This is a genomic window from Sphingopyxis alaskensis RB2256 (assembly GCF_000013985.1).
GTDB classification, from domain to species: domain Bacteria; phylum Pseudomonadota; class Alphaproteobacteria; order Sphingomonadales; family Sphingomonadaceae; genus Sphingopyxis; species Sphingopyxis alaskensis.
In genome coordinates this window covers 2,173,861-2,192,966 of sequence record NC_008048.1, presented here as the reverse complement: position 1 = coordinate 2,192,966, position 19,106 = coordinate 2,173,861, and the positions used below count along the sequence as shown (strand labels likewise).

The window sequence follows — 19,106 nt, the reverse complement described above, 5'->3', positions numbered from 1 at the left end:
ACTTGGGCGTTAAGTAAACATTCATGTCTGGACGGCGCCGTAAGGGGCGATCATGCGACGGCTTGCAATCCCTTGCGCTGGATGATGGAGAGCAGCCGCAGGGCGGGGCCGCCCGGCCGCTTTACGCCGCGTTCCCAGTCCGACACCAGATTGCGCGAGACGTTGAGATAGGCGGCGAACACCGGTTGCGACACATGCTCGCGCTCGCGGATCGCGCGGATTTCGTCGCCCGCCAGCGTCGGCGCCGGGGCAAGGCACGCTTCGTCAAAGCTGCGCAAAGTCGTGCGCGACACGACGCCCGCGTCATGCGCGTCGCTGATCATCTCATGGATCGCGCCCGCGATCTCGCTGCGATAGCCCTTATCCTTGGCCGTCCGTGTCATTTTCAATCTCCACCAGCGTTTCCGACGCTACCAGCCGGTCCAGTTGCGCGCCGCTCCATTCCAGCGCCTCGGCCGCCGCATCACGCAGCAGCGCCAGATCCGCCTTCGATATGTTCGCCTGCGCGCTCTTGGCGAAGCCAAAGGCGAATATCGCGCGATCGCCCCGCCGGAACAGGATCAGTGTGCGATAGCCGCCCGACCTGCCCTTGCCCGGTCGCGCCACGCGCTGCTTGATGACACCGCCGCCGAGGTCGGCATCCACCAGCCCGCTTTCGGCGCGCCGCACCGCATCCCGTAGCGCCGCGTCATCGATCCTTTCCTTGCGCGCGAAGCGCTCGAACCAGCCATTTTTGAAGATGCGCGTGATGGCGGTTCTCCCGCGTCGCTGATCATATATAATACATAGCGTTATATTTCAACGATGGAATCGGGGGCGGGCGGGAGCGCCGGAATCCCGCTGACCGGTTTTGCCGACGGGAGAGATTCCGTCCTTCGTCGGCGCGCGCGGCGGGTTGGAACCGCCGGGGCGCGACGCGGCTTCGGTTCGCCGCCGCGCCTCAACCAACCCCTCAGCCCGCCGCCTTCCCTCCATGGTCGGCCCAGAATTTCGCGATGCGGCCCGTGATCAGTTCGGTGGCGAGGACGCGGGCGGTGTCGCGGGGCAGGCCGAGCGCTTCGGCCATCGGGCCGCCGAGCTGCGCGTCGCCGAGCGCCATCAGGACGAGCGCGAGCGTGTCTTCGTGCATCAGCCGTTTTTCGTCGGCATCGGGCGCCATGCCGTCGATCAGGCGGTGGATCGCCTCGACGATCGGGTCGAGCGCGTCGTCGTTGCCCGTCGCCGCCATCCATGTCGCGAGCGCGCCCGCGCCGCCGCTGTTGAAGGCGTCGAAGGCGAGGTCGACGATCTCGCGCACATTGCGTTCGCCCGGCGGCGATTCGGCCATTTTTTTGCCGATCGTCGCGCACACGGTTTCGGCCTGATAGGCGGCGAGCGCCTTTTGCAGCCCCGCGGCGCTGCCGAAATGGTGGAGCAGGTTCGCGTGGGTGCGGTCGATCCGCGCCGCGACGGCCTTCAGCGTCACCGCGGCGGGCCCCATTTCGACGAGGATCTGGCGCGCCGCCTCGAGCGCCGCCGAACGGCTTTCTTCGGGACTGAGACGCTTTTTGACTATTGACATTTATGTAAGTTAAACCCTATTGCTGACCCCGACACCCCTTTTCGACGGTAAACGCCATATGTCCAGCCTTTCCCGGTCTCCCACCCCCGCCGATCTGTCGATCACCCCGCGCGACATGCGCTTTGGCCGCGACGACAAACAGGGCCGCTGGTGGCTGAACGGCGATCCGATCGCCTCGGCCTTTCACACCGCGCTGTCGGTCACCTTTCCCAAGGGCGAGGCGATGTTCATCGAGGCGGTGAAGGCGCACCGGGGCGGCGTTCCCGAAAAGCTGGCGCGCGAAATCCGCGCCTTTACCCAGCAGGAAGTGATCCACAGCCGCGAGCATGTGGTGTTCAACAGGAAGGCGGCCGAGGCGGGGTATGACCTCAGCGAACTCGAAGCCGACGTCGACGAGGTGATGGACATCATCAAGGCGCGGCCGCCGATCGTCAACCTGATGGCGACGATCGCGCTCGAACATTATACCGCGATGATGGCGGCGGTGATGCTGCGCGACGAGAAAATGTATGCGGGCGCCGAACCCGAATGGGCAATGCTGTGGAAATGGCACGCAATCGAGGAAATCGAGCATAAGGGCGTCGCCTATGACACCTGGCTGCACGCGACGAGGGACTGGAGCCGGCTTAGGCGCTGGCGCGCCAGGTCGCTGATGATGCTGCTCGTCACCGCGCGCTTCTGGCCCAAGCGGGTGAAGGGGATGAAGGCGCTGCTGCGGCAGGACGGGCTGACCGGCTGGCGCGTCACCGCGCGTATCTGGTGGTATCTGCTCGGTTCGCCGGGCGTGCTGCGCAAAAGCTTTCTGCCCTGGCTGTCCTATTTCATGCCGGGTTTCCACCCGTGGAACCACGACGACCGCGCGCTGATCGGCAAATATGAAAGCGACTATGCCGACGCGGTGATGCCGGCGCATTCGTCGCGCCCCGACCGGGCCGCGGCTGCGGCCTGAGCATCCTTTCCTGCGAAGGCGGGCCGTCCGGAGCGGTCCTCTCTCTCCCCGTCTCCGGGGCCTGCCTTTGCGGGAGTCGCGGCGTCTCAATGCCCCATGTCGGCCGCCGAGGCCTTGGGCGCGCCGGCCCTGGGCGGGCGGAGCAGGAGGACGAGCGGGACCGAAAGCAAAGTCACCCACATCATCAGCCAGAAATCGTCGATATAGGCGACCATCGCCGCCTGCCGGTTGATCTCGGCGTTGACCATCGCCAGCGCGGTGTCGCCGACGACGCCGAAGCGGTCGGCGGTCGAGGGGTCGATGAGCGCGACCGAGCTGTTGGTGACATGCGCGGCGAGATCCTGATGGCTGGTCTGGATATTGATGCCGAGCAGGGTGGTCACCACCGAAATGCCGACCGAGGCGCCGAGGCTGCGGAGCAGGTTCAGCAGGCTCGACCCGTCGGTGCGGTGCTGCGGCGCGATCGTTGCAAAGGCCATGGTGTTGAGCGGAATGAAGATCAGCCCCATGCCCAGCCCCTGCACCAGCCCGCTGACGATCACCGGCTGCATCCCCATGGCGAGCGACCAGTGGCTCATCTGCCACAGCGAATAGGCGGCGATGGCAAGGCCGGTGCCGACGAGCCAGCGCGCGTCGACCTTGCCCAGCAACTGCCCCGCGACCCACATGCTCGCGAGGATGCCGACGCCGCGCACCGCGAGCACCAGCCCCGTGTCGATCACCGGCCAGCCGAAGAGATTTTGCAGCATCGGCGGCAGCAGCGCCATCGACGCGAACATCACGATGCCGATGACGATCATGAAGCCCATCGCGGTGACGAGGTTGCGGTCGGCGAGCATCGCGCGGCTGAACAGCGGCGCGCGCGCGGTGAAGAGATGGACGAAGAACATCCAGAGGCAGGCCGTCGCGACGCCGAGTTCGATCCAGATTTCGATGCTGTCGAACCAGTCGAGATGCGCGCCGCGGTCGAGCATCAGTTGCAGCGCGGCGAGCCCCAGCGCGAGCATCGAAAAGCCGAAGAGATCGAACTTGCGGCTTGTCCGGCGCATCGCGGGCAGCAGCGCCCACATCAGCGCGAGCGTGACCAGCCCGACGGGCAGGTTGACGTAAAAGACCCAGCGCCAGTTCGCGCTTTCGGTCAGCCAGCCGCCGAGCACGGGGCCGAGAATGGGTCCGATCATGATCCCCATGCCCCAGATCGACATCGCGCGCGCATGGCGCTCGGGCGGGTTGATGTCGAGCATCACCGACTGCGACAGCGGGCCGATGAAGGCCGCGAAAATACCCTGCAAAAAGCGGAAGGCGACCATCTGTTCGAGCGATTGCGCCGCGCCGCACGCCATCGACGCGACGATGAACCCCGCGATCGCGGCAAGGAACAGCTCGCGCCGCCCGATGCGGTCGGCGAGCCAGCCGGTGATCGGCATCGCGATCGCGCTTGCGAGGATATAGCTGGTGAGCACCCACGTCACCGTTTCGCTCGTCGCGCCCAAGGCCGATTGCATGTGCGGGATGGCGACATTGGCGATCGTCGTGTCGAGGATCTGCATGATCGACGCGCCCATGACGGCGACGGTGAGCAGGCCGCGGTAGCGCACGCGTTCGTGGAGCGGGATCATATCGTCAGCGGGGAGCGCCGCGGCAGCAGGACGGCGGGGGAGGGAGCGGGAGGCCATTAGGGAACAGCGTTAAAATCCTCCCCATCGACTTGCGATGGGGAGGGGGACCGCTCGCGCAGCGAGGGGTGGAGGGGCCGCGACGGCGGTGTCATCGCCCCTCCGTCAGCCCTGCGGGCTGCCACCTCCCCATCGCAAGTCGATGGGGAGGATTGTCGAGGTGGCAATGGCTTGACATGGTGCGCACCCCTACTTCCCCGCCACCGTCCCGCCGCCGGTAAACACCGTCACCTCGGCCGACAGCCCGGCGATCATGTCGCGCGCGGGCTTTTCGTCGAAGGCGATGCGCACGGGGACGCGCTGCGTCACCTTGACCCAGTTGCCGGTGGCGTTCTGCGCCGGAAGCACCGAGAACTCGCTCCCCGTACCCGCGCCGATCATCAGCACATGGCCGCGGACTTTGAGTCCCGGATAGGCGTCGAAGCGGATTTCGGCGCGCTGGCCGACCCGCATGTCGGCGAGGTCGGTTTCCTTGAAATTGGCTTCGACCCACGGGTGCGCGGTGTCGACGAGGGTGAGCGCGGGCAGCCCGGCGACCATCGCCTGTCCGACCTGCAGCCGGTCGGCCTGCGCGACACGGCCCGCGCTGGGCGCGCGGACGCTGGTGCGCGCGAGGTTGACCTCGGCCTGCGCGCGCTGGACGCGCGCGGCCTCGACCTGCGGATTGATGCCGCTTGCGGGACCGGCGGCGAGCCTGGTGCGCGCTTCCACCGCGGCGGCCTCGGCCTGCCGCACGCGCTCGCGTGCCTGGGCGAGCGCGTGGCGCGACGCATCATAGGCGGCGCGCGTCGTGAAGCCCTTTTCCATCAGCGCCGCCTGCCGCTCGAAATTGACCTGGGCGAATCTCACCTCCTCGCGCGCCGCGGCGATTTCGACGGCGGATGTGTTCGCGCCCGCGGCGAGATTGCCGACCTCGACCCGCGCCGCGTCGATGGCGGCGGTGGCTTGAGCGACGTTCAGCGCATAGGGTTCGCTGTCGATGCGGAAAAGGAGTTGCCCCTTGGCGACCTGCTCGCCGTCGCGGACGGCTACTTCGGTGATGCGCCCGCCGACCTCGGCGGCGACCGAGACCTTGTCCATCTGGACATAGGCATTGTCGGTCGACACCGACCCGCCGCTCAGCAGCCACCAGCCGGCGCCGCCCGCGACGAGCGCCAGCGGCAGGCCGAACATGATCAGGCGCGTCCGCCAGCCGGGGCGCGCCGCAGTATCGGCGGCGGGGGACGGCAAGGGGTCGGCCCTGGGCGCGGCGGGCGGCGGCGCCGCAGCTTCGGCCTCGGGACGGCTGGGGGCGAGCTGGTCCATCAGGCGGGCTCCGCTTCTTTCGGGCAGACGCGGCGCGACAGGTTGGCGCGCACCCGCTCGACCAGATCGACGAGCTGGTCGCGTTCGGCGGCGCTCAGTCCTTCGAGCGCCTCCTCGTTCAGCGCCTCGACCGCGGGGCGGATGCCGCCGAGCAGTTCGGCGGCGCGCGCGGTCAGGTAAAGCTGCCACGCGCGGCGGTCTGCCGGGTCGGCGCGGCGTTCGAGCAGCCCGGCCTCGACCAGCCGGTCGATCATGCGCGACAGGGTGATCGGTTCGACCTCGATCAATTCGGCGAGCGGACCCTGCCTTATGCCCTCGTGGCGTTTCAGATAGGTGATGAGCCGCCATTGCAGCGCGGTGATGCCGCTGTCCCTGGCGCGCGCGTTGAACGCGCGGCGGTAAAGGCGCGCGGTATCGTTGAGGATGAAGCCGATCGTTTCCGTCATGGCATGGCATATAATAGCAATAGCTACTATATTCAACGCTCTTGCGGGATTGGCAACCTTCTCGAATATGGTGTAAAAATTATTTACAATGCTTGCATGGCGCTGATTTTTGGGCAGGATGTGGGGATGACCTTGACCGCTGACCTTTTCTGGTCCTTTCGCTCGCCGTACAGCTATCTCGCGGTCGGCCGCTATCGCGCGCTCGCCGCGAGCCATGACGTGACGATCAACCTGCGTCCCGTCTATCCGCTCGCGATCCGCCAGCCCGATTTTTTCGAGCGCAATCATCCCAACTGGCTGAGCTATACGATGCGCGACATGATCCGTGTCGCGCAGTTTCACGGCATTCCTTTCGGCCCGCCGCGCCCGGACCCGATCGTGCAGGACGTGCGGACGCGCGCGATCGCCGAGGAGCAGCCGCATATCTATCGTCTCACGCGACTGGGGCAGGCGGCGGCGCGGCGCGGCAAGGGACTCGCCTTTGCGCATGAAGCGGGGCAGATTATCTGGGGAGGCGCGGTGGACTGGCACATCGGCGATCATCTGGCGGGCGCGGCGCGCCGTGCCGGACTCGATCTCGCTGAACTGGAAATCGAGGCCGTCGACGATGCCGTGGCGCTCGACAATGAGATCGCGGCCAACCAGGTCGCGCTGGAGATTGCGGGGCATTGGGGCGTACCGACTTTGGTGTTCGAGGGCGAACCCTTTTTCGGGCAGGACCGCATCGAAATGGCGAAATGGCGGATGGAGCAAAAGGGGTTGCGCCCGTGTTAGAGCGCGATGACGCTAAGGCTTGTGGGGATTTAGGCTGAATGTCGATACAGGTTGAGCCTGTCCCAGTTCGGCGCGGATTTCGGCCGCGACCTCGTGGACTATGTCCATGAAATAGGCGGCGGCCGCCGACAGTTCGACATTCGCATGCGTCGTCGCGCCGATCCGCGAGCCCGCGCCTTCGAGCGTGACCGGCAGGGCCGAGAGCGGCGGCGACATTGACATTGGCGGGAAAGGCGATCACACCCTCGCGGGCGCTGCCCTCGAAAATGCGGAGCGGTTCGGTGAGTTCGCCGAAGTCGATCCGGTTGCGCACGACATGATCGGCCTTGATCAGCGACATCACCGGCTTGCGCGTAACAACCATCGTGACCGAATGGATCGTACCGCGCGCGCGCGCGATCCCGACGGCCTTGGGCCATTGCATCAGAGCCGCGCCGCTGACGGTGACCAATGTTTGCCGGCGCCGAGCGCCGCGGTCGCGATGTCGTGGAACGCGGCGGTCGGCGCGCTGTCGACGATGACGTCCGACCGGGCCACCAGTTCGCCGATGTCCACGATCGGCACCGGCTTTTGCAGCGCGGCCATGGCGGCTTGCGCGCGCGATTACCCCACCTCGTCGTGCCGTTCGAGCCGCGGCACATCTTTGGTGCGGCGTCGAACTTCATCGAACATGCCGCGGAGATGCAGACCAGGCTTGCCGCCAAGACGAAAAAGCGATCCCTATATCTTTCTCAAGACCGTCGAGAGCGTCGTCGGTCCCGGCGACACGGTCGCGGTGCCGCCGCAGGTGGAACGCCCGGACTGGGAGGTCGAACTGGGCGTCGCGATCGGCAAGGCGGGAAAGAATGTCGCGGTGGCCGACGCGCACGCACTGATCGCAGGCTATACGGTGGTCAATGACGTGTCGGCACGTGACCGCACGCGGCGGAGCGACTTTCCGTTATTTATGAACAGATTGCCTGTCTTTCGACGATCCTCGAACTCCGGGCAGGCGATCTGATCGCCTCCGGCACCCCCGCGGGGGCCGGCATGGGGCGCGGTCTGTTCCTGAAGGATGGCGACGTCATGTCGGCGTGGGTCGGGGGGGGGGATTTTGACGGGTAAATCCCACGCAATTTTCTTTCAGCGCGCCGCTGCAATGGGGGGCGGCGGAATCCCGCCACCCCCGAGGTGGTTCAGAAGTCCATCGCCGGCATCGGCGCGGCTTTCTCTTCCTTCGGCAGCTCGGCGACGAGTGCCTCGGTCGTGATCAGCAGCGCGGCGACTGAGGCCGCGTCCTGCAGCGCCGTGCGGACGACCTTCGCCGGGTCGATCACACCCGCTTTGACGAGGTCTTCATATTCGCCGGTGGCAGCATTGAAGCCCCAGTTATAGTCGCTGCTTTCGAGCAGTTTGCCGACGATCCACGCACCATCCTCGCCCGCGTTGTCGGCGATCTGGCGCGCCGGAGCGCGGAGCGCGCGGCGGACGATGTCGATGCCGGACTGCTGATCGTCGTTCGCCGCCTTGAGGCCGTCGAGCGCCTTGAGCGCGCGGAGCAGTGCAATGCCGCCGCCGGGAAGAATGCCTTCTTCCACCGCAGCACGCGTCGCGTGAAGCGCGTCGTCGACGCGATCCTTGCGCTCCTTGACTTCGACCTCGGTTGCGCCGCCGACGCGGATCACCGCAACGCCACCCGCGAGCTTGGCGAGGCGTTCCTGCAGCTTCTCGCGGTCATAGTCGCTGGTCGTCGTGTCGATCTGCTGGCGAATCTGGGCGATGCGTGCGTCGATGTCGGTCCTGGCGCCGACGCCGTCGACGATCGTCGTATTATCCTTGTCGATCACGACCTTCTTGGCGCGCCCGAGCATGTTGACCGTGACATTCTCCAGCTTGATGCCCAGGTCTTCGCTCACGACATTGCCGCCGGTGAGGATCGCGATATCTTCCAGCATCGCCTTGCGACGGTCGCCAAAGCCCGGCGCCTTGACCGCGGCGACCTTGAGCCCGCCGCGCAGGCGGTTGACGACCAGCGTTGCCAATGCCTCGCCCTCGACATCTTCGGCGATGATGAGCAGCGGCTTGCCCGACTGCACGACCGCTTCCAGCAGCGGCAGCATCGCCTGCAGGTTCGAAAGCTTCTTTTCGTGGATCAGGATATAGGGGTCGTCGAGTTCGACCTTCAGCTTTTCGGCATTGGTGATGAAATAGGGCGACAGATAGCCGCGGTCGAACTGCATGCCTTCGACCGTTTCGAGTTCGGTCGCCAGGCTCTTCGCCTCCTCGACGGTGATGACGCCTTCGTTGCCGACCTTGTCCATCGCTTCGGCGAGGATGCGGCCCACCTCCTCGTCGCCGTTCGCCGAGATGGTTGCGACCTGGGCGATTTCGCTGTTGGCGCTGACCTTCTTGGCATGGGTTTCGAGATCCTTCACCACGGCCTTCACGGCGAGGTCGATGCCGCGCTTCACGTCCATCGGGTTCATGCCCGCGGCCACCGCTTTCGATCCCTCGCGGACGATCGCCTGCGCAAGCACGGTTGCGGTGGTGGTGCCGTCGCCGGCCTTGTCATTCTGTTTCGAGGCGACCTCGCGCAGCATCTGCGCACCCATGTTCTCGAACTTGTCGGCGAGTTCGATCTCCTTGGCGACAGTGACGCCGTCCTTGGTGATGCGCGGCGCGCCGAAACTCTTTTCGATAACCACGTTGCGACCCTTGGGGCCGAGCGTGACCTTCACTGCATTCGCAAGCGTATCCACGCCGCGCAGCATGCGATCACGCGCGTCCGACGCAAATTTCACTTCCTTGGCAGCCATTGGGATACCTCCTTGTCAGATTCCTTTCACGATATTCGCGGAACGAAGGCCGTCACGCCGCCTTCTTGAGCGCTTCGGCCTGCTCGATAACGCCCAGGATATCGCTCTCTTTCATGATGAGCAGATCCTCGCCGTCGATGCGGACCTCGGTGCCCGACCATTTGCCGAACAGGACGCGGTCGCCGACCCTGACATCGGGTGCAGTCACTGTGCCGTCCTCGGCGCGCGCGCCCGGACCTACGGCCACGACTTCGCCTTCCTGCGGCTTTTCCTTGGCGGTGTCGGGAATGATGATGCCGCCCGAGCTTTTCTCCTCGGCTTCGATGCGGCGGACGACCACACGGTCGTGCAAGGGACGGAAATGCATGCATAACCTCCTTTTTGCATAACGATATGATGCGAACCGCCCGCCTCCCGGACGGGCGGCGAGATCGAGCTAGGAAAGCGATTTTCGTGCTTCAAGAGGGGAACGAAAAAAAATTGGCACTCTTGGCCAGTGAGTGCCAGGCCTGCGCTTTTCCGCGCCTGCTCCCCTCTTGACGCGACTCATGTCCGGTCCGAAATTGTCCCGGCGGCGATACGCCGCGGCGACGAAAAGGAGCGACGCAGGAAGGAGGCACGATCATGTCGCAGCCATTTTCCCGTATTCTTCATCCCTTTGACGTTGACCGCCATCCGCGGCCCGAGCCGGAGGTCGCGCGCGCCCTGCTGGCGCGCTGGACATCGGACCGCGCGGCGCCTTGCAGCCGGTCCGTGCTGCGTCGGCCGCCTGGCGCCTATCGCGCCCGCACGACGCGCGACGTGCAGGCGGCGCTGCGGATGATCGATGGCAGGAGCGGGGGGCGACCGCGACCCCAATGAGCGATTCCGCATTGGCCAGGCAACTGCGGGGCTATGGCCTGACCACGGCCGAAATTCACTATTACCGGCCCGATCATCCCTCGCTTCTGCAGCTTTTTGTCTGGCAGGAATATGACCTCGCGCCCGACTTCCCGGTGCTGTTCGATTTTCTCGATCATTGGCGGCGCGAGATCGAGGCCGCGCTCCATTCGGTGCGGATCGCGCACGAGCGATTGGTCCGTCCGGCCGAATGGCGCGCGGTCGACGGTGTCATCGCGATCCAGTGAGCGATGCCGCGGTGCGCCGGAAAGCGTATCGCGCGCCGTCGTCGTTCTGCGCCGCATATCGCCCCGCGACCGGATAGTGTCCGCAACACAGCGGATGCGGACCGGTCGGCCAGCAGCACAGCGGCGTCGCTTCGCCAGACGGACGTGGCGCCGCCGCGCGCGGCGGGTCCGGCGGCGCGCCGCGGCTCTCGAAAGGGATGCCCATCCGACGGCAACAGGCCTCGGCGGACGTGCGGCTGGCGAAACGCAGTTCCACGCTGGCAAGCGGATCGCCGCCACCGCTCCAGCCCGTCAGCGGGTCGATCGAAGGCCCCCATCGCGGCACGAAGCGCACCCGCCAGCGGTCGCGAAGCCGACGACCCGATGTCGCGGGCCGCGGGACGGGTTCGACGACCGCCCGTGCATCGTCGGGGATCGACCCGCTGGTTCCGGACCACCCGGGCCGTCCGGGCCGATTGTCGTTGGCGACCATCGCGGGGCGGACGGCCCGGGCGGCCGTGTCAGGCGGCTTTGCCATTGATCGGGATGCGGCGAACATTTTTCCTCGCCGCCTCCGTCCGGGGCAGCCGCACGGTGAGCACGCCGTTCCTGAACGTCGCGTTCGCCTGTTCGCGGTCGATACCCTGCGGCAGGCTGATGCGCCGTTCAAAGCGGCCATAGCTTCGCTCCGAATAGCCGCGATCGCGGTCTTCGACGTCCGCACGTTTCTCGCCGCGCAGGGTCAGTACGCCCTCCTCGATGCAAAGCTCGACGTCCTTCTCGTCAAGCCCCGGCAGTTCGGCGGCAATGCGGACCTCGCTGTCGGTTTCACTAAGCTCGACATGGGGCCACACGCCGCGCGGGTCGAGCCGCCCCGGCAGCGCGCCGCCAAAGCCGCGAAACATATCGTCGAACAGGCGGTTTACCTCGCGGTGCAGCGAAAGCAGCGGATACGCGTCATAGTCCCCGCCGCCCTGCGGGTCCGTGGATATGGGGAGCCGATTGTCCTGCCGGCTCCAGGGAATGAGATCACGAAGTGACATGATGATCATCTCCTTAGGCACTGGAACAAGGTGGCCGACCGGCCCGCCTTGCGCGGCGGTGCCGGACGGCGTTTCGGCTTTTTCGCATCGGTCAGGCGGATTCGAGCGCCTTGTCCCGGCGTGATTCGATGCGTTCGGATGCGGCTTTGCCGTTGCCGATCGCGATCTTGCGGGGCTTCATCGCTTCGGGGACGACGCGCTTCAGCTCGATCGAAAGCAGGCCATTGTCGAAATCCGCCTCGCCGACCTCGATGAAATCGGCAAGCTGGAAGCGTCGCTCGAAGTCGCGTGCGGCGATGCCGCGGTGCAGATATTTGCCCTGGCTGTCATCCTCGGCGCGCTTGCCGGTGACGGTGAGCTGGTTCTGCTGCGCGATCACCTCGATTTCGTCGGGACGAAAACCTGCGACCGCAAGCGTGATGCGATAGCTGTCCTCACCCTCCCGCACGATGTCGAAGGGCGGATAGCCATCGGCGGCATCGCTGCGCGTTCCGGCTTCGAGCAGGTCGAAAAGACGGTCGAAGCCGACCGTGGAACGCCGATAAGGCGTAAAGTCAAAGTTGCTTCTCATCTCCAAATCCTCCTTTGCGAAGCAATTCGGGCATGAGATGCGCCGGTAAGGAAGAGCCGACGCTCTCCATGTCCACCGGACCCGGACTGGCATCCGGCAACTCAAAATTAGGAACGCCCGGACCGGATTCAAGGGCCGCGCGCCGCTTGCGGTGGCTGGGCAAATGGTGCCGGCTGTCAGACTCGAACTGACGGCCTACCGCTTACAAGGCGGTTGCTCTACCAACTGAGCTAAGCCGGCGTCTCGCGCGCCCCTAGGCGTTTTTCGGGCGGATGGAAATATCTGGCGAGCGGAAAATGCGTCCTGCCGGAAAAATCTCAGATGATGCCAAAGGTCCAGCCCTCGGTTCGCGCGAGCGCGTCGGAGAGCGGGGCTGGCGACCAGGGGGCGGCGTTCGCCGCTATGTCGCGCAGCCACGCCGCGGCGAGCAGCGCGTCGGCGGCATGATCGCTTATCGGCCCGGCGATGTCGGCGGGCGGCGAGCCGAGCATTGCGAGCGCGATATCGAGCGCCGCGCCGTTGCGGATCTTGCTGCGGCCGGGCCGGATTCCCGCGGCGCGCGCGGCAAGGCTGGTGTAGATTTCGACGAGCAGCGGGCCTTTGTCGGGCGCCGGGTCGAGCGGCCAGAGCGGGATGCGTCCGCGCAGCCGGTGCAGCAGCCGCATGCCCGAAAGACTCGCCTTGCCGACCTGCGCCGCGCCGACGAGGTTGAAATTGCTGACGCTTGCCGCCTGCCGCGTCGCGCGCTGATGCTGTTCGACGACGCGCAGCCGCCCCGCGCCCGGCGCGAACAGGTCGCCGACATCGCCGCGGCCGTGGCGGAAATGGCGCCGGGCCTCGGGGTGGTGCAGAAAGCTGCCTGCCTCATAATGCGGGTCGGCGGCCGCGAGCCGTTCGACGAGCGACCAGAGCGCGGGCATGTCGGGCGGGCTCTCGTCCCATTCGGGGAAATAGCCGCCGCGGTCGGCAAAGGCGAAGGCGGCCGAAAAATCAACGCCGATCAGCATATCGGCACCGGTTTCTGCGACGCCCTCCAGCCACGCCAATATCTCCGCGCGCGACCAGACATGCCCTGGACGGACGAGCGCCGGGGCGCCCTTGCCATTGGCGACGGCGAGCGCGATGCCGCGCTGGCGTTCGCCGCGCGCGCCCGACCAGTCGAGGGCGGCGAAATGAGTGAAGCGGCGCATGGAACCGCCCCTAACGCCCCAATCGCGCTTGCACAAAGGGCGATGGCATCCCACATGCGCCTCATGCTCATCGAAACCGAATCGACGCCCAATCCCGCGACGCTCAAATTCCTGCCCGGTCGGACGGTGATGGAAACGGGAACGCGCGACTTTGCCAGCGCCGAAGAAGCCGAAGCCTCGCCGCTCGCCAGCGCGCTCTTTTCGCTGGGCGACGTCACCGGGGTTTTCTTCGGCCGCGATTTCGTGTCGGTGACGATCGCCCCCGGCGCCGAATGGGCCGATGTGAAGCCCGATGTGCTTGGCATCGTCATGGATCATTTTCTGGCCGGGGTGCCGTTGTTCAACGCTGCCAGCGCCGGTTCTGCGGTGCCACCGGAAGATGCGGGCTTCGCCGATGATCCGGCCGATGCCGACATCATCGAACAGATCAAGGAATTGATCGAAACGCGCGTGCGCCCCGCGGTCGCCAACGACGGCGGCGACATCGTCTATCGCGGCTTCGACAAGGGCAATGTGTATCTCAAGATGCAGGGCGCCTGCGCCGGCTGTCCGTCGTCGACCGCAACGCTGAAAAATGGCATCGAGTCGCTCTTGAAACATTATGTGCCCGAGGTAACGGCAGTTCACGCCGTCTGACCCATCCGTTTCAGGAGACCAATCTATGAGCGAGCCGCTTTCCGACAGCGCTCTCGACCAGCTTTTTCGCACCGCGCGCACCTATAACGGCTATCTCGACAAGCCGGTGTCGGAGGCGCAGCTGCACGCCATCTGGGATCTGATGAAGTTCGGGCCGACGAGCGCGAACAGCCTGCCGGCGCGGATCGTCTGGTGCATGTCGGATGCGGCGAAAGAGAAGCTCGCGGCGCACGCGATGCCCGCCAATGCCGAAAAGATCCTCGCCGCGCCGGTTACCGCGATCATCGCCATGGACCTTGAGTTTTACGAACATTTGCCCGAGTTTTTCCCGCACACCGACGCGCGCAGCTGGTTTGCGGGCAAGGATGCGCTTGCCGAGACGACCGCCTTCCGTAATTCGAGCCTGCAGGGCGCCTATTTTCTGCTCGCGGCGCGTGCGCTCGGGCTCGATACCGGCCCGATGTCGGGGTTCGACAATGACGCGGTCGACAAGGCCTTCTTTGCCGATCAACCGAAGGTGAAGAGCAATTTCATCTCGACGCTCGGCTATGGCGATCCCGCGACGATCTTCGACCGCAGCCCGCGGCCGGACTTTGATCGCTTCAACCGCCTTGTCTGACGCGCCAACGCTCGTCATCGATTCCGCCAGCGAGGCCTGCTCGGTCGCGCTGGTGGCAGGCGGGCGCGTCGTCGACTTTCGCCATGAGGTGATCGGGCGCGGCCACGCCGAGCGCCTCGTTCCGCTGATCGCCGAACTCGCGGACGGCGGGCGCGCCGATGCCATCGCGATCGGCTGCGGCCCCGGCAGTTTCGCCGGCGTGCGGATCGGCGTCGCCGCGGCGCGCGCGCTCGCGCTTGGCTGGCAGGTACCCGCGCATGGCTTTTCGACCCTCGCCCTCGTCGCGGCCGGTGCGGCCGATCCGATCGGCGAGGCGGGCGGCGCGCTCGTCGTGATGGAGGGCGGTCACGGCCAATGGTTCGTCCAGCCCTTTGCCGCCGACCTGTCGCCGCGCGCCGATGCGTGTTCGCTGCTTCCCGACGCGGCGGTCGCGCTGAACGATGTGCTCATCGTCGGCAATCGCGCCGAGGCCTTCGTTGCGCGCCGCGGGTCGGGGCGCGCGCTGGCCATGCTGCCCGACGCGCGCGCATTTCTGCGCCTGCCGCGCGGCGCGCTGACCAACCCGCCGAGCCCCATTTATGGTCGCGCGCCCGACGCCCGACCGATGAGCGGCGCATGACCGGCGCGATCCGCATCGCCACCGCGCGGGTCGGCGACGTTGCCGCGGTGATGCGCGTGATGGACGCCGCCTTCGATCCCGCCTATGGCGAGGCGTGGAGCACGGCGCAGCTTCTGACCCTGTTCGCCCTGCCGTCGGCGCGCGTCGCGATCGCGTGGGATGGCGAACGCGCCTGCGGCTTTTCGGCCGCGCGGATGGCCGGACCTGAAAGCGAGCTTCTGCTGCTTGCGGTCGATCCTGCCTATCGCGGTCGCGGGATCGGTCGGCGGTTGATGACCGATTGGCAGGCATGGGCCGCCGAACAGGGCGCCGAAGACTATTTCCTTGAAATGCGCGCCGATAATGATGCGGTTCGTCTTTATGCCAGTGCAGGCTTTTCGGAATGCGGGCGCCGCGCTGCTTATTATCGCGGTCAGGATGGCGTAATGCGCGACGCGATTACGATGCGACGTTCGGGATCGAGCGACACGTCGGGTTGAACGGACGTTGCGAAACGGGCTTCAAAGTGGCATTGGTCCGACCGGCGAAAGAATAGGCATAATAATCGCCGACCTGACTTCTGGGAAGCCAGGGCCCTGACCCTGATACAAGGATTAGTCTCATGTCCGAACAAGCCGACACCAACGAAATGCTCGTTACGCTGACCGCCGATATTGTTGCGGCGCACGTCAGCAACAACAGCGTCGCCATTTCCGATCTTTCGCTGCTCATCAACAATGTCTACGCGGCGCTTTCGGGCCTCGGCGGGGCGCCGGTGGTCGAGGAGAAGCCCGTGCCCGCGGTATCGGTGCGCGCGTCGGTCAAGCCCGACTATATCGTCTGCCTCGAGGACGGCAAAAAGCTGAAGATGCTCCGTCGCCACCTGATGACGCATTATGGGATGACCCCCGACGATTATCGCGCGAAATGGGGCCTGGCCGCCGACTATCCGATGGTCGCGCCCAACTATGCCGAAAAGCGCCGCGCGCTGGCGAAGGAAATCGGCCTCGGCACCAAGGGGCGCGGCGGCGGCCGTCGGCGCAAGACCAAGGCGTAAGCATTCGCGAACGACCGTCCCGGCGGGACAGCGAAGGGCGGCGCCTGCGGGGTGCCGCCCTTGTCCTATCGTCGGCGTGTGCCTATACAGTTTTTGACGAATACAGACGCGGCTGCATCGGCAGGAAAGGCAAGCATGTCCGGCAATATCGACCTTGAAGCGCTGTGCCACGAAAAGGGGCTGCGCATCACCGAACAGCGCCGCATCATCGCGCGTGTCATCTCGGAATCGGAGGATCACCCCGATGTCGAGACGCTCTATGATCGCGCGTCGAAGATCGACAGCGGCATTTCGATCGCCACCGTTTACCGCACGGTGCGCCTGTTCGAGGAAGCGGGCATCCTCGACCGCCACGATTTTGGCGATGGCCGCTCGCGCTACGAAGCCGCGCCGGAGGCACATCACGACCATCTGATCGATGTCGAGACGGGCAAGGTGATCGAGTTTGTCGATCCCGAACTCGAAGCGTTGCAGAAGGTGATCGCCGAACGGCTGGGCTTCCGCCTCGTCGATCACCGCATGGAGCTTTACGGTGTCGCCATCGATCGCAAGCGCGACTGATCGCCCATCGATCACCTGGCGGATGTCTTTCCGCCTGGCGCTGATGGTGCTGACGCTGCTGTTCCTGATCGTCCCGCATCTCCTCTATCGCGCCATCGGGCGTCCGTCGCCGATGGTCATGGCCTTTCTCAACGCCGCCGGCTGGATCGCCGGGCTGCGCATTCGCACCACGGGGACGCGGCTCCGCCGCGACGTGCTGTTCGTGTCGAACCATGTCAGCTGGCTCGACATATTGGCGCTGGGGGGGGCGGCGCGTTCGGCCTTCGTGTCGAAGGCGGAGGTCGGCACGACGCCGCTCGTCGGCTGGCTCGCCGACCAGAATCACACCGTCTATGTCCAGCGCGACGCGCGGCGCGAGATCCACAACCAGGCCAACGACCTGCGCAACGCGCTCGCGCGCGGGCGGCCGGTGACGCTGTTTCCCGAAGGGACGACCGGTCCCGGCGACGGGCTCCTTCCCTTTCGTCCCTCGCTGCTCCAGGCGGTGATCCCGACACCGCCGCGGCTGCGCGTCCAGCCGGTGTTCCTCGACTATGGCGCCGCGGCGAGCGACATCGCCTGGCTCGATCCCGAATCGGGTCTCGACAATTTCAAGCGGCTGCTCGCGCGCAAGCGCCCGGTGCATCTGACGATCCATTATCTCGATCCGCTGCCCGATGCGGTCGAGGGCGATCGCAAGTTGCTCGCCGAGGCGGCGCGCGCCGCGATCGCGGCGGAAATCGTGCGCTCTTCCGCCGCGGCGCCGCATCGCCTATAGCGCGCCGATGAAATCCGACTCCCCCAAAACCTTTCACGTCAAATCCTTCGGCTGCCAGATGAACGTCTATGACGGCGAGCGCATGGCCGAGATGCTGGGCGCTGAGGGCTATGTGCCCGCCGCTGACGGCGCCGACGCCGATCTGGTCGTGCTGAACACCTGTCACATTCGCGAGAAAGCCGCCGAGAAAGTCTATTCGGACATCGGACGACTGAAGCGTGACGATGGCAGCACGCCGACGATTGCCGTCGCGGGCTGCGTCGCGCAGGCCGAGGGAGCGGAGATTGCGCGGCGTGCGCCGTCGGTCGATGTCGTCGTCGGACCGCAGGCCTATCACCGTCTGCCCGAACTGATCGCGCGTGCCGAGCGGGGTGAGAAGGCGATCGACCTCGACATGCCGGCGGAAAGCAAGTTCGGCGCGCTGCCAAAGCGTAGCGGAAACCAGCGCCCGACCGCCTTCCTGACCGTGCAGGAAGGCTGCGACAAATTCTGCACCTATTGCGTCGTGCCCTATACGCGCGGGGCGGAAATCAGCCGACCCTTCGCCGACCTGATCGCCGAGGCGCGCGCGCTCGTCGCGGGCGGGGTGCGCGAGATCACGCTGCTGGGGCAGAATGTCAACGCCTGGATCGGCGAGGATGCCAAGGGCCGGGCAATCGGGCTCGACGGGCTGATCCGCGAACTGGCGAAAGAGGACGGGCTCGAACGCATCCGCTACACCACCAGCCACCCCAACGACATGACCGACGGGCTGATCGTCGCGCATGGCGAGGTCGACAAGCTGATGCCCTTCCTCCACCTGCCGGTGCAGGCGGGCAGCGACCGCATCCTCGCCGCGATGAACCGCAGCCATAGTGTCGAATCCTATCTGAAGGTCATCGAGCGCGTCCGTGAAGCGCGCCCCGACATCGCCATCTCGGGCGACTTCATCGTCGGTTTTCCCGGCGAGAGCGAGGCCGATTTCGCGGCAACGCTCGATATCGTTCGCGCCACTCGCTATGCGATGGCGTACAGCTTCAAATATTCGCGCCGCCCCGGCACGCCGGCGGCGACGATGGACGATCAGATCGACGAAGCGGTGATGAACGAGCGGCTCCAGCGGTTGCAGGCTTTGCTCAACGAGCAGCAGCAGGCGTTCAACGAAGCGACCGTCGGCCGCACGACCCGCCTGCTCCTCGAACGCAAGGGCAAGCGCGAAGGCCAGCTGATCGGCAAGTCGCCGTGGCTGCAATCGGTGCATGTCACCGCGCCGGGGCTGGCGATCGGCGACATGATCGACGTGCGCATCACCTCGGCCGGCCCGAACAGCCTGGGCGCCGAGCCGCTGATGGCGATCGCCTAGTGCGGCTTTGGGCTATCTGTATCCCGGCGAAAGCGGGGATTCATTTCCGGCCGTCGAGTTTCCAAACCATCGGTGATGGACTCCCGCCTTCGCGGGAGTACACAGGTTGCTATTGATCGA

The 19,106-nt window shown here is 65.9% G+C and carries 28 protein-coding genes, 1 tRNA gene and 1 pseudogene; 14 read left to right on the top strand and 16 right to left on the bottom strand.

Features of this window, described 5'->3' with window-relative positions:
* Nucleotides 1-50 precede the first annotated feature (50 nt).
* The 3 genes from SALA_RS10620 to SALA_RS10610 all read right to left on the bottom strand — a co-directional run bounded on the left by SALA_RS10620 (nt 51) and on the right by SALA_RS10610 (nt 1,561).
* Nucleotides 51-383 carry a helix-turn-helix domain-containing protein gene (locus SALA_RS10620; RefSeq protein WP_011542372.1) on the bottom strand — a complete coding sequence of 111 codons (333 nt, stop codon included), beginning with the start codon at nt 381-383 and terminating at the stop codon, nt 51-53.
* Nucleotides 361-741: a type II toxin-antitoxin system RelE/ParE family toxin gene (locus tag SALA_RS10615; protein WP_272940676.1), complete on the bottom strand. Its 381-nt coding sequence runs from the start codon at nt 739-741 to the stop codon at nt 361-363. Before SALA_RS10615 ends, SALA_RS10620 begins: the two co-directional genes overlap by 23 nt.
* A gap of 211 nt (nt 742-952) precedes the next feature.
* Nucleotides 953-1,561 (bottom strand): TetR/AcrR family transcriptional regulator, encoded by a 609-nt coding sequence (locus tag SALA_RS10610; protein ID WP_011542370.1) that lies wholly within the window; start codon nt 1,559-1,561, stop codon nt 953-955.
* A gap of 58 nt (nt 1,562-1,619) precedes the next feature.
* On the opposite strand from SALA_RS10610, the gene SALA_RS10605 reads away from it, so the two are divergent.
* On the top strand, nt 1,620-2,510 hold the full coding sequence (locus tag SALA_RS10605) for a metal-dependent hydrolase (protein WP_011542369.1): 891 nt from the start codon (nt 1,620-1,622) through the stop codon (nt 2,508-2,510).
* Between the two features lie 86 nt (nt 2,511-2,596).
* Here the strand turns inward: SALA_RS10605 and SALA_RS10600 are convergent, their stop codons facing one another.
* The 3 genes from SALA_RS10600 to SALA_RS10590 form a co-directional block, all read right to left on the bottom strand.
* Complete coding sequence (locus tag SALA_RS10600; protein WP_011542368.1) at nt 2,597-4,186, bottom strand: MDR family MFS transporter; 1,590 nt, start codon at nt 4,184-4,186, stop codon at nt 2,597-2,599.
* 189 nt (nt 4,187-4,375) lie between these two features.
* Nucleotides 4,376-5,491, bottom strand: coding sequence for an HlyD family secretion protein (locus tag SALA_RS10595; protein ID WP_011542367.1), 1,116 nt, complete (start codon nt 5,489-5,491; stop codon nt 4,376-4,378).
* Nucleotides 5,491-5,937 (bottom strand): MarR family winged helix-turn-helix transcriptional regulator, encoded by a 447-nt coding sequence (locus tag SALA_RS10590; RefSeq protein ID WP_041383261.1) that lies wholly within the window; start codon nt 5,935-5,937, stop codon nt 5,491-5,493. Before SALA_RS10590 ends, SALA_RS10595 begins: the two co-directional genes overlap by 1 nt.
* Before the next feature lie 126 nt (nt 5,938-6,063).
* Here SALA_RS10590 and SALA_RS10585 point away from each other — a divergent pair, with 126 nt between their 5' ends.
* Nucleotides 6,064-6,711, top strand: a complete 648-nt coding sequence (locus tag SALA_RS10585; protein ID WP_011542366.1) for a 2-hydroxychromene-2-carboxylate isomerase — start codon at nt 6,064-6,066, stop codon at nt 6,709-6,711.
* Nucleotides 6,712-6,723: 12 nt separating this feature from the next.
* On the opposite strand, the gene SALA_RS10580 is transcribed toward SALA_RS10585, so the two are convergent.
* The 3 genes and pseudogenes from SALA_RS10580 to SALA_RS17500 all read right to left on the bottom strand — a co-directional run bounded on the left by SALA_RS10580 (nt 6,724) and on the right by SALA_RS17500 (nt 7,296).
* Nucleotides 6,724-6,933, bottom strand: coding sequence for a hypothetical protein (locus tag SALA_RS10580; protein WP_192807415.1), 210 nt, complete (start codon nt 6,931-6,933; stop codon nt 6,724-6,726).
* Nucleotides 6,934-6,943: 10 nt separating this feature from the next.
* Nucleotides 6,944-7,051, bottom strand: a pseudogene (locus tag SALA_RS17505) (aspartate dehydrogenase); the annotation flags it as partial.
* A gap of 83 nt (nt 7,052-7,134) precedes the next feature.
* Nucleotides 7,135-7,296, bottom strand: a complete 162-nt coding sequence (locus tag SALA_RS17500; protein WP_237700859.1) for a hypothetical protein — start codon at nt 7,294-7,296, stop codon at nt 7,135-7,137.
* Nucleotides 7,297-7,405: 109 nt separating this feature from the next.
* Here SALA_RS17500 and SALA_RS17495 point away from each other — a divergent pair, with 109 nt between their 5' ends.
* On the top strand, nt 7,406-7,711 hold the full coding sequence (locus tag SALA_RS17495) for a fumarylacetoacetate hydrolase family protein (protein WP_049754643.1): 306 nt from the start codon (nt 7,406-7,408) through the stop codon (nt 7,709-7,711).
* Complete coding sequence (locus SALA_RS17660; protein WP_322785229.1) at nt 7,654-7,815, top strand: fumarylacetoacetate hydrolase family protein; 162 nt, start codon at nt 7,654-7,656, stop codon at nt 7,813-7,815. Before SALA_RS17495 ends, SALA_RS17660 begins: the two co-directional genes overlap by 58 nt.
* Before the next feature lie 71 nt (nt 7,816-7,886).
* Here the strand turns inward: SALA_RS17660 and groL are convergent, their stop codons facing one another.
* Together groL and groES are read right to left on the bottom strand one after the other, a co-directional pair.
* On the bottom strand, nt 7,887-9,506 hold the full coding sequence (gene groL / locus SALA_RS10570) for a chaperonin GroEL (RefSeq protein WP_011542364.1): 1,620 nt from the start codon (nt 9,504-9,506) through the stop codon (nt 7,887-7,889).
* 52 nt (nt 9,507-9,558) lie between these two features.
* A complete protein-coding gene (groES, locus tag SALA_RS10565; protein WP_011542363.1) occupies nt 9,559-9,873 on the bottom strand; it encodes a co-chaperone GroES in 315 nt (104 codons plus the stop codon).
* Nucleotides 9,874-10,130: 257 nt separating this feature from the next.
* On the opposite strand from groES, the gene SALA_RS17485 reads away from it, so the two are divergent.
* Together SALA_RS17485 and SALA_RS10560 are read left to right on the top strand one after the other, a co-directional pair.
* Nucleotides 10,131-10,367 carry a hypothetical protein gene (locus SALA_RS17485; protein WP_011542362.1) on the top strand — a complete coding sequence of 79 codons (237 nt, stop codon included), beginning with the start codon at nt 10,131-10,133 and terminating at the stop codon, nt 10,365-10,367.
* Nucleotides 10,364-10,633, top strand: a complete 270-nt coding sequence (locus SALA_RS10560; RefSeq protein ID WP_011542361.1) for an usg protein — start codon at nt 10,364-10,366, stop codon at nt 10,631-10,633. Before SALA_RS17485 ends, SALA_RS10560 begins: the two co-directional genes overlap by 4 nt.
* Here the strand turns inward: SALA_RS10560 and SALA_RS10555 are convergent.
* The 5 genes from SALA_RS10555 to SALA_RS10535 form a co-directional block, all read right to left on the bottom strand.
* Nucleotides 10,617-11,150, bottom strand: a complete 534-nt coding sequence (locus tag SALA_RS10555; protein WP_049754641.1) for an NADH dehydrogenase ubiquinone Fe-S protein 4 — start codon at nt 11,148-11,150, stop codon at nt 10,617-10,619. The two genes, SALA_RS10560 and SALA_RS10555, sit on opposite strands and share 17 nt — an antisense overlap.
* On the bottom strand, nt 11,134-11,655 hold the full coding sequence (locus tag SALA_RS10550) for an Hsp20/alpha crystallin family protein (RefSeq protein ID WP_011542359.1): 522 nt from the start codon (nt 11,653-11,655) through the stop codon (nt 11,134-11,136). Before SALA_RS10550 ends, SALA_RS10555 begins: the two co-directional genes overlap by 17 nt.
* A 91-nt stretch (nt 11,656-11,746) precedes the next feature.
* The gene (locus SALA_RS10545; protein WP_011542358.1) at nt 11,747-12,226 is read right to left on the bottom strand and encodes an Hsp20 family protein; all 480 of its coding nucleotides are present in this window, start codon (nt 12,224-12,226) and stop codon (nt 11,747-11,749) included.
* A gap of 164 nt (nt 12,227-12,390) precedes the next feature.
* Nucleotides 12,391-12,466: transfer RNA gene (locus SALA_RS10540), tRNA-Thr, on the bottom strand.
* A gap of 77 nt (nt 12,467-12,543) precedes the next feature.
* Entirely contained in the window at nt 12,544-13,416 is an 873-nt protein-coding gene (locus tag SALA_RS10535) for a hypothetical protein (RefSeq protein WP_011542357.1), read from the bottom strand.
* A gap of 63 nt (nt 13,417-13,479) precedes the next feature.
* Here SALA_RS10535 and SALA_RS10530 point away from each other — a divergent pair, with 63 nt between their 5' ends.
* The 8 genes from SALA_RS10530 to miaB all read left to right on the top strand — a co-directional run bounded on the left by SALA_RS10530 (nt 13,480) and on the right by miaB (nt 18,986).
* Entirely contained in the window at nt 13,480-14,052 is a 573-nt protein-coding gene (locus tag SALA_RS10530) for a NifU family protein (protein ID WP_011542356.1), read from the top strand.
* 25 nt (nt 14,053-14,077) lie between these two features.
* Nucleotides 14,078-14,671, top strand: coding sequence for a malonic semialdehyde reductase (locus tag SALA_RS10525; protein ID WP_011542355.1), 594 nt, complete (start codon nt 14,078-14,080; stop codon nt 14,669-14,671).
* The gene (gene tsaB, locus SALA_RS10520) at nt 14,664-15,290 is read left to right on the top strand and encodes a tRNA (adenosine(37)-N6)-threonylcarbamoyltransferase complex dimerization subunit type 1 TsaB (RefSeq protein ID WP_011542354.1); all 627 of its coding nucleotides are present in this window, start codon (nt 14,664-14,666) and stop codon (nt 15,288-15,290) included. Before SALA_RS10525 ends, tsaB begins: the two co-directional genes overlap by 8 nt.
* The gene (locus SALA_RS10515) at nt 15,287-15,769 is read left to right on the top strand and encodes a GNAT family N-acetyltransferase (RefSeq protein ID WP_041383258.1); all 483 of its coding nucleotides are present in this window, start codon (nt 15,287-15,289) and stop codon (nt 15,767-15,769) included. The genes tsaB and SALA_RS10515 overlap by 4 nt, the downstream gene beginning before the upstream one ends.
* A gap of 122 nt (nt 15,770-15,891) precedes the next feature.
* Nucleotides 15,892-16,326, top strand: a complete 435-nt coding sequence (locus tag SALA_RS10510) for a MucR family transcriptional regulator (RefSeq protein ID WP_011542352.1) — start codon at nt 15,892-15,894, stop codon at nt 16,324-16,326.
* Between the two features lie 135 nt (nt 16,327-16,461).
* On the top strand, nt 16,462-16,887 hold the full coding sequence (locus tag SALA_RS10505) for a Fur family transcriptional regulator (RefSeq protein ID WP_011542351.1): 426 nt from the start codon (nt 16,462-16,464) through the stop codon (nt 16,885-16,887).
* A 22-nt stretch (nt 16,888-16,909) separates the two neighbouring features.
* Nucleotides 16,910-17,644, top strand: a complete 735-nt coding sequence (locus tag SALA_RS10500) for a lysophospholipid acyltransferase family protein (protein ID WP_041383257.1) — start codon at nt 16,910-16,912, stop codon at nt 17,642-17,644.
* Nucleotides 17,645-17,651: 7 nt separating this feature from the next.
* Nucleotides 17,652-18,986: a tRNA (N6-isopentenyl adenosine(37)-C2)-methylthiotransferase MiaB gene (gene miaB / locus SALA_RS10495; protein WP_011542349.1), complete on the top strand. Its 1,335-nt coding sequence runs from the start codon at nt 17,652-17,654 to the stop codon at nt 18,984-18,986.
* The last annotated feature ends 120 nt before the right edge of the window (nt 18,987-19,106 follow it).

Bases quoted from the DNA above. Each gene is read 5' to 3' on its own strand.
- SALA_RS10620 (WP_011542372.1), bottom strand. From the start codon at position 383: ATGACACGGACGGCCAAGGATAAGGGCTATCGCAGCGAGATCGCGGGC.
- SALA_RS10610 (WP_011542370.1), bottom strand. From the start codon at position 1,561: ATGTCAATAGTCAAAAAGCGTCTCAGTCCCGAAGAAAGCCGTTCGGCG.
- SALA_RS10605 (WP_011542369.1), top strand. From the start codon at position 1,620: ATGTCCAGCCTTTCCCGGTCTCCCACCCCCGCCGATCTGTCGATCACC.
- SALA_RS10600 (WP_011542368.1), bottom strand. From the start codon at position 4,186: ATGGCCTCCCGCTCCCTCCCCCGCCGTCCTGCTGCCGCGGCGCTCCCC.
- SALA_RS10595 (WP_011542367.1), bottom strand. From the start codon at position 5,491: ATGGACCAGCTCGCCCCCAGCCGTCCCGAGGCCGAAGCTGCGGCGCCG.
- SALA_RS10590 (WP_041383261.1), bottom strand. From the start codon at position 5,937: ATGACGGAAACGATCGGCTTCATCCTCAACGATACCGCGCGCCTTTAC.
- SALA_RS10585 (WP_011542366.1), top strand. From the start codon at position 6,064: ATGACCTTGACCGCTGACCTTTTCTGGTCCTTTCGCTCGCCGTACAGC.
- SALA_RS10580 (WP_192807415.1), bottom strand. From the start codon at position 6,933: ATGTCAATGTCGCCGCCGCTCTCGGCCCTGCCGGTCACGCTCGAAGGC.
- SALA_RS17500 (WP_237700859.1), bottom strand. From the start codon at position 7,296: ATGGCCGCGCTGCAAAAGCCGGTGCCGATCGTGGACATCGGCGAACTG.
- groL (WP_011542364.1), bottom strand. From the start codon at position 9,506: ATGGCTGCCAAGGAAGTGAAATTTGCGTCGGACGCGCGTGATCGCATG.
- groES (WP_011542363.1), bottom strand. From the start codon at position 9,873: ATGCATTTCCGTCCCTTGCACGACCGTGTGGTCGTCCGCCGCATCGAA.
- SALA_RS17485 (WP_011542362.1), top strand. From the start codon at position 10,131: ATGTCGCAGCCATTTTCCCGTATTCTTCATCCCTTTGACGTTGACCGC.
- SALA_RS10560 (WP_011542361.1), top strand. From the start codon at position 10,364: ATGAGCGATTCCGCATTGGCCAGGCAACTGCGGGGCTATGGCCTGACC.
- SALA_RS10555 (WP_049754641.1), bottom strand. From the start codon at position 11,150: ATGGCAAAGCCGCCTGACACGGCCGCCCGGGCCGTCCGCCCCGCGATG.
- SALA_RS10550 (WP_011542359.1), bottom strand. From the start codon at position 11,655: ATGTCACTTCGTGATCTCATTCCCTGGAGCCGGCAGGACAATCGGCTC.
- SALA_RS10545 (WP_011542358.1), bottom strand. From the start codon at position 12,226: ATGAGAAGCAACTTTGACTTTACGCCTTATCGGCGTTCCACGGTCGGC.
- SALA_RS10535 (WP_011542357.1), bottom strand. From the start codon at position 13,416: ATGCGCCGCTTCACTCATTTCGCCGCCCTCGACTGGTCGGGCGCGCGC.
- SALA_RS10530 (WP_011542356.1), top strand. From the start codon at position 13,480: ATGCTCATCGAAACCGAATCGACGCCCAATCCCGCGACGCTCAAATTC.
- SALA_RS10525 (WP_011542355.1), top strand. From the start codon at position 14,078: ATGAGCGAGCCGCTTTCCGACAGCGCTCTCGACCAGCTTTTTCGCACC.
- SALA_RS10515 (WP_041383258.1), top strand. From the start codon at position 15,287: ATGACCGGCGCGATCCGCATCGCCACCGCGCGGGTCGGCGACGTTGCC.
- SALA_RS10510 (WP_011542352.1), top strand. From the start codon at position 15,892: ATGTCCGAACAAGCCGACACCAACGAAATGCTCGTTACGCTGACCGCC.
- SALA_RS10505 (WP_011542351.1), top strand. From the start codon at position 16,462: ATGTCCGGCAATATCGACCTTGAAGCGCTGTGCCACGAAAAGGGGCTG.
- SALA_RS10500 (WP_041383257.1), top strand. From the start codon at position 16,910: ATGTCTTTCCGCCTGGCGCTGATGGTGCTGACGCTGCTGTTCCTGATC.
- miaB (WP_011542349.1), top strand. From the start codon at position 17,652: ATGAAATCCGACTCCCCCAAAACCTTTCACGTCAAATCCTTCGGCTGC.